This is a genomic window from Streptomyces sp. 11-1-2, from assembly GCF_003595545.1.
GTDB lineage: Bacteria > Actinomycetota > Actinomycetes > Streptomycetales > Streptomycetaceae > Streptomyces > Streptomyces hygroscopicus_B.
In genome coordinates this window covers 9,977,791-9,991,854 of record NZ_CP022545.1, presented here as the reverse complement: position 1 = coordinate 9,991,854, position 14,064 = coordinate 9,977,791, and the positions used below count along the sequence as shown (strand labels likewise).

The window sequence follows — 14,064 nt, the reverse complement described above, 5'->3', positions numbered from 1 at the left end:
GCGGTGGTGTGCGCACCGGCGGCCGGGCCGTGGTTCACGGCAGCTCGTAGTTCTCGTCCAGGGTCGCTCCGGCCTCGGGGTGGGTCTGGTCGTAGCCGCGGGCGTCGCACTGCAGCGCCCCGACGACGCAGTGGTCGACGAGCGCCTTCAGCGTGGGCGCGTCCCAGGCGTTGAAGAAGTCGTAGTGGAACGACCGGCTCGGGCCGCTGGCCAGCCTCGCGTGCGAGAGGTCACCGTTGACCGGGAAAGCCATCTTGAACTCGACCATCGGCAGCGCAACCGGGTGGTCGGCCGGGCACACGTTGTTGTTCGTGCCGGGGTTCACCACGGGGTAGGCCATATGGCTGCGGTGGTCGGGCGTGTCCAGATACCTGCCGTCCCAGCAACTGGGCGCCTGGAAACGGATGTTGAGCTGGACATCGGGCCGGCTCGGGCAGTCCTTGGGGAACTCGACGTTGAAGAAGCTGTCGCCGCACTCCCACCCCTCCACGAAGCCGGGGTGGCGGCGGAACTCCTCGGCGGTCTGCATCGGGTCGCCCACCACGAAGCGCAGCCCCTTGGGGAACGGCCGCACACTGGTGTAGTCGGTCACGCCCGCCTTGTAGTAGATGGTCTGCGGGCCGATGGGCAGCACCGGCCGGTCGTCGTTGAACAGCGTGGGCATCCAGTAGCCCGACTTGTCCCCCGGCGCCTTGCAGGTGGTGCGGCCGGCGTCGAGGGAAGCCGTGGTGCTGGCCGCGTCGGTCGTGGTGTTGCCCATGAAGGTGTGGTCATGGGACGCGCCCGGCTGCTGCGGGTACACGATGGGGTCGTCCGCCTTGGTGTGGCTCACCGAGCAGTTGGCCTGGAACTCGTGGAAGTAGCGGTGCGGCGGCTCCTTCGTGGACGGTGTGACGCCGGTGACCGGCGGGTTCGCGGGAATGTAGCCGTCGCCGTCCGGGTCCTCGGGCGAGGAGGACGACGGCGCCGCCATGACATGTCCCGCGTGGGCGGCCGTGACGCCGCCGCCCGCGGGGGCCGTGACGCCGCCGCTCGTGGGCTTCGCCGGTGGCGCTTCGGCGCTCATCGCGATGCCACCGAGCCCGAGCGAGGTCAGCAGTAACGCGCCTGCGATCAGGGTTCCTGAAACGATCTTCGATCTCCGTGCCATGGAGACTCCTGCCACGTGGAGAGAGGGTGAAGGTGGCCGGGCGGCCGTACACGGCGAGGACTCGCGACGCCGTGGGTGCGGGCCGGGCCGCCCGCATGACGGGCCGTCATGGGCCCGCGACAACAGTGGGAGAGCGCTCTCCAAGACCGGAGTGTCCGGGCGAGGAGGCAAAGGTGTCAAGGCGTCGAGCGGAAAGGATCAGACGCCGACTCCGCTTACCTCTTGAACACAACATCCATGGACTCGAGCGGACGCGAATCCGACTCAAGTGCGTCCGAACTACCTGAATTTCCAGGCCAGTTGATGTTCAAAAGGCAACAACACGCACAGACTGCGGTCACAACTCTTGACGAGTCGTTCACATGGCTGAAGCATGCGACGGCAAGAGAGCGCTCCCTCACCCCCATCCCGTTCATTTACTGAACCAGGAGAGACGCCCCCATGACGCCTTCCCCCACGCCTCCTGCCACGCCTTCTTCCTCCGGCCGCTCCCCGGTCGGCCGCCGGGCGGTGCTCGGCGCCGCGGCCGCCGTCGCATCGGCCCCCGCCCTCGCCGGCCTGGCCACCCCCGCGTCCGCCGCCCCCTCGGGCCGGAGAAGGAGCCCGCGGGCCCTGCCGGGCGGCGGCGACCTCGGCCCGAACGTCATCGTTTTCGACCCGTCCACGCCCGGCATCCAGGCCAAGCTGGACGAGGTGTTCAAGAAGCAGGAGTCGGCGCAGTTCGGCACCGGGCGCTACGCCCTGCTGTTCAAGCCCGGCTCCTACAGCGGGCTCAACGCCCAGATCGGCTTCTACACCTCCATCGCCGGGCTGGGGCTGTCCCCCGACAACACGACCATCAACGGCGACATCACGGTGGACGCCGGGTGGTTCAACGGCAATGCCACCCAGAACTTCTGGCGTTCGGCGGAGAACCTCGCGGTCGTCCCTGTCAACGGCACCAACCGCTGGGCGGTGGCGCAGGCGGCGCCCTTCCGCCGGATGCACGTCCGCGGCGGGCTCAACCTCTCCCCCGACGGCTACGGCTGGGCGAGCGGCGGCTACATCGCGGACAGCCGCATCGACGGCCAGGTCGGACCGTACTCCCAGCAGCAGTGGTACACCCGCGACAGCGCGATCGGCAGCTGGCTCAACGGCGTGTGGAACATGGTGTTCTCCGGTGTGGAGGGCGCCCCCGGGCAGAGCTTCCCGAACCCGCCGTACACCACGCTCGACACCACCCCCGTCTCCCGGGAGAAGCCCTTCCTGTACCTCGACGGCAGCGAGTACCGGGTCTTCCTGCCCGAGAAGCGGACCAACGCCCGCGGGGTCACCTGGGGCAACGGCACCCCCCGAGGCACCTCGCTGCCGCTGTCGCAGTTCTACGTGGCCAAGCCCGGCGTCACCGCGGCCACCCTCAACGAGGCGCTCACCCAGGGGCTGCAACTGCTGCTCACCCCGGGGATCTACCACCTCGACCAGCCGATCCAGGTGAACCGGGCGAACACCGTCGTCCTCGGGCTCGGCTACGCCACGCTCATCCCCGACAACGGCGCCACCGCGGTCAAGGTCGCCGATGTGGACGGGGTGCGGCTGGCCGGTTTCCTCATCGACGCCGGACCGGTCAACTCGACCACCCTGCTGGAGGTCGGCCCGCAGGGAGCCTCGGCCGACCACTCCGCCAACCCCACCACCGTCCAGGACGTGTTCATCCGCATCGGCGGCGCGGGCCCCGGCAAGGCCACCACCAGCATGGTGATCAACAGCCGTCACACCATCGTCGACCACACCTGGGTCTGGCGCGCCGACCACGGTGACGGGGTCGGCTGGGACACCAACCGCGCCGACTACGGAGTCCGGGTCAACGGCGACGACGTCCTCGCCACGGGGCTGTTCGTGGAGCACTTCAACAAGTACGACGTGCAGTGGTACGGGCAGCGGGGCCGCACCATCTTCTTCCAGAACGAGAAGGCGTACGACGCCCCGAACCAGGCGGCCATCCAGAACGGCTCCATCAAGGGCTACGCGGCCTACAAGGTGGCCGATTCGGTGACCACGCACGAGGGATGGGGGCTCGGCAGCTACTGCTACTACAACGTCGACCCGAGCATCGTGCAGCACCACGGCTTCGCCGCCCCGAACACGTCGGGGGTGAAGTTCCACAATCTGCTGGTCGTCTCGCTCGGCGGCCAGGGCCAGTACGAACGCGTCATCAATGACATCGGATCTCCCACGTCGGGCACCACCACCGTGCCGTCGACCGTGGTGTCATATCCCTGATCTACGATGCGTCGCGGGCCGGTGTCCCCGGTGAACCGCCCTCGATGTACCGACCGCCCAGGAAGGACCACCACGCCATGGCGACCACCCCCGTGCGCGACCGTTCCACGATCATGGTCCTGAACGGGCCCAATCTGAATCTCCTGGGCCGTCGGCAACCCGAGATCTACGGAACGGACACCCTGGCCGACATCGAGAAGCTGGTCGCCGTGACAGCCGCGCCGCACGGTCTGACGACCGACTGCCGGCAGAGCAACCACGAGGGGCAGCTGATCGACTGGGTCCATGAGGCGCGTGAGCACCACGCGGCGGTCATCATCAACCCCGCGGGCTACTCCCACACCTCCGTCGCGCTGCGCGACGCCCTGGCGACCTGCGACGGTCTGCCGATCGTGGAGGTGCACATCTCCAACATCCACCAGCGGGAGGCGTTCCGGCACCACTCCTACGTCTCCGCGCTGGCCAACGGGGTGATCGCCGGATGCGGTGTCCAGGGCTACGCGTTCGCCGTCGAGCGGGTGGCCGCCCTGCTGGCCGCCGCCAAGGCGTAGGCGTCCGGCACTCCGGGCCCGTCCGGCGCGTCAGGCCCTGATCACGCGGACACCGGCCTCGGTGTACGGAGCGACCAGCTCCGCATCGGCGCCGGTGTCCGTGATCAGCACATCGATCTCCTCCAGTGCGCAGATCCGGGCGAACGCCCGGCGGCCCAGCTTGGAGCTGTCGGCCACGACCACCACCCGGGCCGCCCGGCCGGCCATGAGGTGGTTGATGCTGGCCTCCCCCTCATGGTGGGCGGTCGCGCCCTGGACCGTGTCCAGCGCGTCCACGCCGAGGATCGCCAGATCCAGCGACACCTGGCCCAGCACTCCGGTGGCCAGCGGCCCCATCAGCTCGAAGGACTGCGGACGGGCCACCCCGCCGGTGAGCACGATCTTGACTTGGGGGCGTACCGCCAGCTCGCTGGCGATGTTCAGGGCGTTGGTGACGACCGTGACGGCCGGGCCGCCGCCCGGGGCGGACAGATCGCCGCGCAGGGAGATGGCGCGGGCGACCTCGGTGGTGGTCGTCCCGCCGTTGAGACCCACGATCGAGCCCGGTTCGGCCATCCGGGCCGCCGCGGCGGCGATCCGCTGCTTCTCCGAGGCGCGCCGGGCGGTCTTGTAGCGCAGCGGAAGGTCGTACGAGAGGTTCTGCGCGACCGCGCCGCCCCGGGTACGGGTCAGCATCTGCTGCTGTGCGAGCTCATCCAGGTCGCGGCGGATGGTCGCGGCGGACACCGCCAGTTCGGCGGCCGCCTCCTCCACATCGATCCTGCCGTCCCTGGTCAGCAGATCCAGCAGGGCGTTCCAGCGCTCGGGCCGTTTCACGTCGATCACCCTACCCCGCGCACATCGGCTCTGGACTTTCATGCGTGATCCTGCGCATTATCTGCTCGTACGAAACAACTCCGCGCATGAATAGTGCTCGGGTCAGCCGTGCGACGAGGGGAGTCCCATGAGCCACACCGAGGTCGAGATCGCGAGCCAGCCCGACTGCTGGCGGCGCGCCATCGCCCTGGCCCGGGATCCGGAGGGACCCGTACGGGCGGCGCTGCCCCGGCCGGGTGAGCGGGTCGCCGTCGTCGGCTGCGGCACCTCGTGGTTCATCGCCCAGTCGTACGCGGCGCTGCGCGAGGCGGCCGGCCAGGGCGAGACGGACGCCTTCGCGGCGTCGGAGATGCCTCCCGGCCGCGCCTACGACCGGGTGGTGGCACTGTCCCGGTCCGGCACCACGACCGAGGTGCTGGAGCTGCTCGGCGCGGTGCGCGGCCGGGTGCCCACCACCGTCATCACGGCGGTCCCCGACTCCCCGGTCGTGGGCGCCGCGGACGCCGCGGTAGTGCTCGATTTCGCCGATGAGCGGTCGGTGGTGCAGACCCGCTGGGCCACCAGCGAACTCGCCCTGTTCCGCGCCCACTTGGGCGCGCCGCTGGAGCACCTGGAGGCGGACGGCGAGGCGGCGCTCGCCGAGCCGCTGCCCGGGGCGCTCGTGGACGCCGGGCAGTTCACCTTCCTCGGGCGGGGCTGGACCTACGGGGTCGCCCAGGAAGCCGCGCTCAAGATGCGCGAGGCGGCGGGGGCGTGGACCGAGGCATATCCGGCCAAGGAGTACCGGCACGGCCCGATCAGCGTGACCGGCCCGCGGAGCGTGGTGTGGTGGCTGGGCGAGGGGGCGTCGGATGTGGCGGACCAGGAGATCACCCGCACCGGCGGCCGGGTCGCCGGCTTCGGCCGCGACCCGCTGGCCGAACTGGTGGTGGTGCAGCGGCTCGCGGTCGCGATCGCGGCGACGCGCGGGCTGAACCCCGACGAGCCGCGCCATCTCACCCGCTCGGTGATCCTCGGCTGAGCCGGGGCCGACGAAACACGGGAACCGAACGAACACGGAAACGGCCAGAACATGGAAACGGGCGGAAGGAGCCGGTAGATGCCGCTGGTGGCCACCGGGGAGATCGTCGGGACGGCCGCACGCGCCGGGCTCGGCGCGGGTGCGTTCAATGTCATCCAGATCGAGCATGCCCAGGCGATCGTGGCCGGGGCGGAGGCGGCGGGCGCGCCGGTGATCCTGCAGATCAGCGAGAACGCGGTGCGGTATCACGGCGCCCTGGCCGCCATCGGCCGGGCGACCGTGGAGGTGGCCCGCGCGGCGCGGGTGCCGGTGGCCGTGCATCTGGACCACGCCACCAGGCCGGAGCTGGTGCGGGAGGCGGTGGACCTCGGCTTCGGCTCGGTGATGTTCGACGCCTCGGCCCTGGAGTACGACGGCAATGTGGCGGCGACCGCCGAGGTGGCGGCCGACTGCCATGCCCACGGGGTGTGGGTGGAGGCCGAGTTGGGCGAGGTGGGGGGCAAGGACGGCGTCCACGCACCGGGGGCGAGGACCGATCCGGCCGAGGCCGCCGCCTATGTGGCGGCGACGGGTGTGGACGCGCTCGCGGTCGCGGTGGGCACCTCGCACGCCATGGTCGTCAAGGCCGCGGTGGTGGATCTGCCGCTGGTCGCGGCGCTGCGCGCGGCCGTGCCCGTACCGCTGGTGCTGCACGGCTCCTCCGGGGTGCCCGAGGCGGATCTGACCCGGGCCGTGGAGGCGGGGCTGACGAAGGTGAACATCGCCACCCATCTGAACGTGGCCTTCACCCGGGCGATCCGCGACCATCTCGCGGGCCACCCCGAGGTGGTCGACCCCCGCCGCTATGTCGCGGCCGCGCGTGACGCGGTGGCGCGCGAGGTGACCCGGCTGCTGAAGCTGGTGCGGGCCACGCACTGAGGGCGCCTGCCGGTAAATGTTCCGAACGCCGCCGATTCACGCGGTATCACGCATCGACTTTCCCCCGGCGGGTGTATTGACATGAGCCTATCAACTCGCCAGGATGCCCGACGAGGTTAGGAAAGGTTCCTAACAAAGGGGTGTCCTATGCGCAAGCGTTTCGCTTTCGTACTCGCCGCGGCCGGACTGCTGGCCGGCTCCGTCACCGCCGGCGCCCATGCCACCACCCGGGGCCCCGCGCCGGCCCCCGCGTCCACCAAGGAGGGCACGGTCACCGCGGCGCAGCTGCTCGCCAAGGTGCAGGGCTGTTCACAGATATCCAGTGGCAAGTACCGCACCGACGACGAGACATCGGCCAACATCCCGGTCTGCGGTGCCAATGGGGCGGTCTTCTGGAAGGCCGACATGGACATCGACTGCGATGGCCAGGTGACCTCCCGGTGCAACGGGGACACCGACCCGTGGTTCCAGGACGACACCGCCTTCCACCAGTCGGACGGCAAGCCCCTCATCGCCGACAAGCTGCCGTATGTCGTGGTGCCGAGCCCGAGTTCCACCTGGGACTACACCAAGTCCGGCATCAAGGGCGGCGGTGTGGTCGCGGTCATCTACAACAGCAAGGTGCAGTACGCGGTGGTGGGCGACACCGGGCCGACGAACATCATCGGTGAGGCGTCCTACGCCACGGCCAACGCCCTCGGCATCGACCCCGACCCGGAGACCGGCGGCACCGAATCGGGGGTGACGTACATCGTCTTCAAGAACTCCTCCGTCTCCCCCATCGAGAACCACGACAAGGCCGTGTCGGTCGGCGACGGCCTGGCGAAGCAGTTCATCCAGAACAACTGACCCCGCCACCCCGGCGGCGAACGGACTGTGGTGCACGGCCCCTGACGGCCGTGCACCACAGTTGTGCGTCCGCCGGGCGGCGGCATCGCGGGGCGCGGCCGGAGGGACGCGGCCGATGACTTTTCCCCGGCCGGGCGGTCTTCACCGGTGAACACCACGACAGGAGGTGGACGTTGGCCCGTCCCGAGCCCGAGAAGCCGCCCACGCCGTCCCCGGCCGTGCCGTCCCCGGCCGTGCTGGTCCTGGGGCGGCCGGTCACCCGCGCCGAGGTGGAGCGGCTGTGCGAACGGCTGTCCGCGCTGGCGCGCCGGGCCGGTCCTGGACCGGTCACCGTGGACGTGGGCGGGGTGGGCCGGCCGGACCTGGCCGTGGTCGAGGCCCTGGCCCGGCTGCGGCTGACCGCCGGCCGGCTGGGGCGCGGGATCCAGCTCCGCAACGCCTGCGGCGAACTGCGGCGGCTGCTCGCCTGGACGGGGCTGGACGAGGCCCTGACGACCCCCGCGGCGTCAGGGCCCGCCCTGGCGTCAGGCCACGCCCTGGGGCTCGAGCTGGGCGGGGAGGCCGAACAGCGGGAAGAGGCGCTCGGTGTCCAGGAAGGAGTTGAGCCCGGTGATCCGGCCCCCTGATATCTCGAGGACCTGAAGCGCCCAGGCCTCATGACCGCCGTCGGCGCCGCTCGGACGGTACTGGCCGAAGGCGGGCAGGCCGTTGGCCACGGTCGGGACCAGACGGGAGCCGCGGCAGCCGATGCCATGGCCCAGCAGCCACTGGCGGATGTCCTCGTGGCCGCGCAGCCACAGCTCGTACGGCGGCATGGAGAGCGTGGCGTCCTCGTGCAGCAGGGCGGTGAGGGAGTCCAGGTCATAGCGCTCGAAGGCGTCCACATAGCGGGCCAGCAGGGCGCGCTGCTCCTCGTCCAGCGGCTTGACCGGGTCGGAGTCGCTGAGCTCGCTCGCGGCGAGGGTGGCCCGGGCGCGCTGCAACGCGCTGTTGACGGACGCGACGGTGGTGCCCAGCAGCTCGGCGACCTCGCTCGCCTTCCACGCCAGCACCTCGCGCAGGATCAGCACCGCCCGCTGGCGGGGCGCCAGATGCTGCAGCGCGGCGATGAACGCCAGCCGCACCGCGTCCCGCTGGGCCGCCACCTCGGCGGGGTCTCCCCCGGCCGGCAGCACCTGGCCGTCCGGGACCGGCCCGATCCAGGTGGCCTCCGGCTGCTCGGCGAGCGCGGCCGGGAACGGGGTGGCCGCGGAGGTCAGATCCATGGGCCGGGCCCGGCGCTTGCTCCCGTTGAGCATGTCCAGGCAGACATTGGTGGCGATGCGGTAGAGCCAGGACCGCAGCGCGGAGCGGCCCTCGAAGCGGTCCAGGCCCCGCCAGGCGCGCACCATGGTCTCCTGGACGGCGTCCTCGGCCTCGAAGGCCGAGCCCAGCATCCGATAGCAGTAACCGGTCAGCTGCGTGCGGTACGGCTCCAACTGGAGCTCGACACCGGTCGCGCCGTCCACCGCCGCCACATCACTCATCGCCGCACCTCATCGCTCTTCGGACTCCCATGGGGCAAACGTAGCGGGCACCACTGACAATGGCGCCGACCTGCGGAGACGACAGACGCATCGGGCATCGGACGGGTGATTCAGGCCACCGGGCGGGCGCTGACCGCGGCGGCGTGCACCTGTTGGCCGCCACTGGCGATCATCCGCACCTCCGCACGGTCGCTGATCTCCGCCCGCACGATGCCGGTGTCGTCCGCGTACACGGGGTGCCCGCCCGGACCGCTGCTGTCCGTACGGTGCACCACCACGACGTCCTCGGCCCCCGGGACGGCCGCATCCGCGAAGATCAGCTCATACCTCTCCGGGCTCCGCATCACGCCCTCCTCAGCACCGACCCGCCCTCGTCATCTCAAACCGGGACATTCAACACTATCGCTCGGGCCGGGTAGCGCAAGAGGTTCGGTGGTCACCGCGATGGGGCGGCGACCTCCGCCCCGTCGGCGGCGTCCGCGCTCTCCGCCGAGCCCTCCGCCTGATCCGTTTCATGGGGCGTGTTATCGAGGCGCAGCAGCGGCGCCAGGATGGGGCCGAAGAGGGTGGCCGCGGTGATGGACCCCAGGGTGATGGCCCAGGCGACCGGGCCGAGCGGGGTACAGTCGAAGAACTGGCTGACGCCCGGGGTCTGGATGATGGCGGCGAGCACCGCGGCGGAGCCAAGGCCCGCGACCAGGACGTGCCGGTCCAGGCCGCCCGTGGTCAGGGTCTGCGCGAGCTGGGTGCCGACCAGGGCGGCGAGCGCCACCGTACCGGCCCGGCGGCTTCTGCCGGTGACCCGGGCGCCGGTCCACGCCAGTCCGGCCCCGGCGGCCGTGATGACGCCCCGCAGCAGCATCTCCTTGGTCAGCGCCGCGCCCAGGGAGCGGCTCGGGCCCTCCTTGAGCAGCCGTTCGCCGGTGTGCCCGGTCGGCTCACGCACCGCGATGGCGAGCGCGGGCGCGAGGTCGGTCAGCAGGTTGACCAGCATGATCTGACGGGCGCTCAGGGGTGTGGTGCCGGTCAGGGCGGAGGTGGCCACGCTGAAGGTGACCTCGCCGAAGTTGCCGCCGATGAGGATGGCGAGGGCCGCCCGGACCGAGGCCCACATGGCGCGCCCCTCCATCAGGGCCGAGACGATCGTCTCCAGACGGTCGTCGGTGACGACCAGGTCCGCCGCGGCGGTCGCGGCGGGGGTGCCGCGCCGCCCCAGGGCGATCCCGACGTCCGCGAGCCGGATCGCGGGGGCGTCGTTGGCGCCGTCCCCGGTCATCGCCACCACCCGGCCGAGGCGCTGATACGCCTGGACGATGCGGACCTTGTGGTGCGGGCTGCACCGGGCGATCACGTCCACCGTCGGCAGCAGCTCGTCCAGCTCCGCGTCGTCCATCTCGTCCAGCTCCGGACCGGTGCACACCTTCGGCTCGGGGAGATCCATGATGGGGGCGGCGATGGCGTCCGCGGTGGCGGGGTGGTCGCCGGTGAGCATCATGGTCTGCACACCCGACTCGCGCAGCCGCGCGAGGGCGGGGGCGGCGCTGGTGCGCACGGGGTCGGCGATGGCGATGAAGCCGAGGAAGTCCAGGTCCCGTACGGCCTCGTCGGACAGCTCCTCGCCCTCCCGCATCCGCCGCTCGGCCACCGCCAGCACCCGGCGCCCGGCGCCGGCCAGCTCCTCCGCGGTCTCGCCCAGCTTCCTGATGCCCTCCGCGTCCAGTTCGGTGGCCTGGCCGGTGCCCGGGGTGCGCCGCCGTGCGACCCGGTCCAGGACGCCCTCGGGCGCGCCCTTCACGCTGAGCAGCGGACCGTGCACGGTGCGCCCGGTGGTGGCGTGGTAGGCGCGGGAGGGTTCGAAGGGCAGCGCGTCGGTACGGCGCCAGCGGGGCGCTCCGCGCCGCACCCCGACCCCGGCCCGGCGGGCCCCGACGCTCACCGCGCGGTCGGTCTGGTGCGCCATGGGCTCGGACTGGCGGGCCGGCGGGGTCGCGCGCAGGGCGGCGGCGAGCACTGCCTTACGGGGCGCGTCGAGCCGGTCGGCGGGGAGCGGGCCGCCGCTGTCGCTGACGGCCGCGAGCTGGAGGTTGCCCTCGGTGAGGGTTCCGGTCTTGTCGAAGCACAGCACGTCGGCGCGGCCGAGCGCCTCGATGGTGCGGGGGTTGCGGACCAGGGCGCCGAGGTCGGCCAGCCGGCGGGCGGCGGCCAGCTGGGCCGCGTTGACCAGGAACGGGAGCCCTTCGGGGACGGACGCGACGGCCAGGTTGACGGCGGAGGCGAGGTTCTCGGTGAGCGGGAGGCCGTGCAGCAGCCCGGCGCCGGCGACCGCGGCGGCGGACCCGAGCGCGATGGGCACGCTGGACCGGGTGAGCGAGGTCAGCCGCGCCTCGACACCGGTGACGGGGGCGGCCTGGCGGGCGGTGGCCAGGCTCCGGCCGACCTCGGTGGCCGGTCCGGTGGCCACGACGACGGCCACGGCGCGCCCCGCGGAGACGGTGGTGCCCTCGTAGAGCATCGACCGGCGCTGGGTGATGTGCGCGCCGACGACCGGCGCCGGATCCTTGCTCACGGGCAGCGATTCGCCGGTCAGCGAGGACTCGTCGACCTCGAGCCCCTCGCCCTCCAGCAGGCGGCAGTCGGCGGGCACCACGTCCTCGGGGCCCAGCATGACGATGTCGCCGGGGACGAGGTCCCCGGCGGTCACGAGGCGTTCTGTACCGCCCCGGCGGACCCGGGCGCCGATCGCCGAGCGGGCGAACAGCTCGGCCAGGGCCCGCTCGGTCCTGACCCGCTGGAATCCGCCGACCAGGGCGGAGATGCCGGTGATGGCGGCCACCAGTGCGGCGTCGGTGCGTGAGCCCACGGCGGCGGCCAGGGCGGCCCCGGCGGCGAGGACCGGGGTCAGGGGGTTGGCCAGCTCCTCGATGAACGCGGCGGGCAGGGTGGTGCGGGTGGGCTCGCCGCGGCGCGGCCCCAGCGCGGTGCGGGCGGTCGCCTCCTCCGGCGTGAGGCCGTCGTGGTCGGCCTCCAGGCGCTCCAGCACCCGGGGGACGGGCATCAGATGCCAGGGGGTGGTGGTCACCGGCGGGTCCATGGGGCGGGCGAGGAGCTGGCGCGCCCGCCAGTGGCCCAGGGCGAAGGCCAGGGTCCCCGCGGTGGTGCCCGCCGCCGCGGCGCGGGCGGTGGCCTGGTTCGGGGCTGCCTGGAGGGCGGCCACCGCGCCGACGGCGCTGCCGCCCCCGGACAGCAGGGCGCTCTCCCGGTCGACCCGCGCGGCCACGCCCACGGCGTCCACGATGAGCCCGGCCGACTCCAGGTCGGCGCCGACGAGCAGATGGGCGCCCCAGGCCGGGGGCTCGCCGTCCCGGTGCACGCCGACGCCGCAGTCGGCGGCTCCCAGGGCCCGGCGGTTGCCGGAGAGCAGCAGCACCACGGCACCGTCGGCCTGCAGGGACCGTACGGAGGCCACGAGGCGGCGGCCGGAGGGCACCACCGCGTCGGCGAAGGTGAAGCCCGTGGGATGGGGCCGGTCGGTGGCCAGGACGATGCGGGATCCTGCCCGGCGGGCGGCGGCCGCCACGGCCTCGGCGCCCGGCACGGTCTGCGGGGCGAGGCCCACCACCGCCTGGAGCGTGCTTCCCCGGGCCAGACCGAGCACCCGCTCGCTGCCCCTGCGGCGGAGCCGCGCCGCGGTCTGCTGCCCGGTGCGGCCCGTCAGCTCCAGCCGGTCCAGGGAGCCGAGTACCCATCCGTCGTCGTGGCGGGTCTCCAGGGGCTCATCGGGGTCGAAGAGGTCGAAGAGCCGCTCGGCGGTCGACTCGGGGTCGGCGCCGCCGAGGAGTTCCAGGTCGATGGGCTCGTAGCGGTCGCCGCGCAGCGCCGCCTCGTCCAGCACCACGGTGTCGACCTGGCCCAGCCGCCGCAGACTGCTGCGGTCCATGGCGAGGACGCCGCGCAGGGCGAGAAACTGGCCGAGGCTGGTCGCGAACCCCTCCCGGCCGGCCCCCGGCGCCCTGGGCACGGACGAGAATGCGACCGCGAATCCGCGACGCGGACCGGCGAACGGGGCCGCGAGGACGCCGGCCGCGGCCCCGGCGGCCATGGAGCGCTCCGCGAAGCGCTCCATGGTGTCCTTGGGAGGCTTTCCGGGCCGCTCGACCACGATCGGCTCGGCCACCACGTCCTGAGGGCCGTGCACCAGCTGTGGCTCCATCGCCGCCCAGGCCCGGCCCTCCGCCTCCGCCTCCCGCCACAGGGCCGCCCGCTGGACGAGGTCGAGCGCGAGCCCGCCGCCCCGGGTGGCCACGCCCTGGGTCAGCGCGGTCAGCACCGGCAATGCCGCCTCGGTGGGCTGCCCGCGGGTGATGGCCAGGGCCAGCCGCCGCAGGCGGGGGTGGTGCTGGATGATGGACAGGGCCGCGGCCACCTCGTTCGGCAGTTTGAGCCACGGGGTGAGACGCAGGGCGGTGGCCACGCCCAGCCCCACGACGTCCGCCGCCACGACGGCCAGCGACTGGGCGTCCTTCGCACCGCCGGAGGGATGGCGCGGCTCCGGGGCCCACTCGTCGAACTCCTCGGTGGGCGCGACGGGCTCCTGGACCTCCGCGCGCTCGATCCGTGCGATCAGGTCCTGCTCGGACGGGGGCGGCTTGCCCACGGCCACCACGACCCGCTCGGAGGGCGCGTTGACCCGTGCCCATTGCACCCGCGGATGCTCCTCGAGGGCCCGTTCCACCCGCCGGGCCACCTGCTCGCCCCCGATCCCGTGCACCCCGCGGACCTCGATGTAGTACCGCCCCGGGTAGGACCAGATCCCGCGTTGGGAGGGCCGGACCAGCCGCCCGACGGCTCCGGCGGCATCCCGCACACCCGCGGCCACACCGGCCTTGACGGGCGCGAGGAGCTGCAGGGGTGGCAAGGGCAGCAGCTTCAGCGTCGCCAGGGACAGATGCAGCGGTGACAGCGGTGACATCGAGG

At 72.6% G+C, this 14,064-nt stretch carries 11 protein-coding genes; 6 read left to right on the top strand and 5 right to left on the bottom strand.

Going from position 1 to position 14,064, the window contains the following annotated elements; genetic code table 11:
• Positions 1–34 precede the first annotated feature (34 nt).
• Positions 35–1,150: a DUF1996 domain-containing protein gene (locus CGL27_RS42910; RefSeq protein WP_119992954.1), complete on the bottom strand. Its 1,116-nt coding sequence runs from the start codon at positions 1,148–1,150 to the stop codon at positions 35–37.
• Positions 1,151–1,591: 441 nt separating this feature from the next.
• Here CGL27_RS42910 and CGL27_RS42905 point away from each other — a divergent pair, with 441 nt between their 5' ends.
• Positions 1,592–3,409, top strand: a complete 1,818-nt coding sequence (locus tag CGL27_RS42905; protein WP_119992952.1) for a coagulation factor 5/8 type domain-containing protein — start codon at positions 1,592–1,594, stop codon at positions 3,407–3,409.
• A gap of 77 nt (positions 3,410–3,486) precedes the next feature.
• The gene (gene aroQ, locus CGL27_RS42900; protein WP_078639016.1) at positions 3,487–3,960 is read left to right on the top strand and encodes a type II 3-dehydroquinate dehydratase; all 474 of its coding nucleotides are present in this window, start codon (positions 3,487–3,489) and stop codon (positions 3,958–3,960) included.
• Positions 3,961–3,990: 30 nt separating this feature from the next.
• Here the strand turns inward: aroQ and CGL27_RS42895 are convergent, their stop codons facing one another.
• Positions 3,991–4,776, bottom strand: coding sequence for a DeoR/GlpR family DNA-binding transcription regulator (locus CGL27_RS42895; protein WP_078647110.1), 786 nt, complete (start codon positions 4,774–4,776; stop codon positions 3,991–3,993).
• Between the two features lie 127 nt (positions 4,777–4,903).
• Here CGL27_RS42895 and CGL27_RS42890 point away from each other — a divergent pair, with 127 nt between their 5' ends.
• The 4 genes from CGL27_RS42890 (at position 4,904) to CGL27_RS42875 (ending at position 8,190) form a co-directional block, all read left to right on the top strand.
• Positions 4,904–5,797, top strand: a complete 894-nt coding sequence (locus tag CGL27_RS42890) for an SIS domain-containing protein (protein ID WP_119992949.1) — start codon at positions 4,904–4,906, stop codon at positions 5,795–5,797.
• 78 nt (positions 5,798–5,875) lie between these two features.
• Entirely contained in the window at positions 5,876–6,715 is an 840-nt protein-coding gene (locus CGL27_RS42885; RefSeq protein WP_119992947.1) for a class II fructose-bisphosphate aldolase, read from the top strand.
• Between the two features lie 147 nt (positions 6,716–6,862).
• The gene (locus CGL27_RS42880; protein WP_119992944.1) at positions 6,863–7,564 is read left to right on the top strand and encodes a glycoside hydrolase family 75 protein; all 702 of its coding nucleotides are present in this window, start codon (positions 6,863–6,865) and stop codon (positions 7,562–7,564) included.
• Between the two features lie 173 nt (positions 7,565–7,737).
• Positions 7,738–8,190: an STAS domain-containing protein gene (locus CGL27_RS42875; RefSeq protein WP_119992943.1), complete on the top strand. Its 453-nt coding sequence runs from the start codon at positions 7,738–7,740 to the stop codon at positions 8,188–8,190.
• Here the strand turns inward: CGL27_RS42875 and CGL27_RS42870 are convergent.
• From CGL27_RS42870 to CGL27_RS53320, 3 genes are all read right to left on the bottom strand, one after another.
• A complete protein-coding gene (locus CGL27_RS42870) occupies positions 8,089–9,090 on the bottom strand; it encodes a sigma-70 family RNA polymerase sigma factor (RefSeq protein ID WP_119992941.1) in 1,002 nt (333 codons plus the stop codon). The two genes, CGL27_RS42875 and CGL27_RS42870, sit on opposite strands and share 102 nt — an antisense overlap.
• 110 nt (positions 9,091–9,200) lie before the next feature.
• Entirely contained in the window at positions 9,201–9,434 is a 234-nt protein-coding gene (locus CGL27_RS42865; protein ID WP_078639022.1) for a DUF6296 family protein, read from the bottom strand.
• Between the two features lie 92 nt (positions 9,435–9,526).
• On the bottom strand, positions 9,527–14,059 hold the full coding sequence (locus CGL27_RS53320; RefSeq protein WP_119992939.1) for an HAD-IC family P-type ATPase: 4,533 nt from the start codon (positions 14,057–14,059) through the stop codon (positions 9,527–9,529).
• Positions 14,060–14,064: the final 5 nt, after the last annotated feature.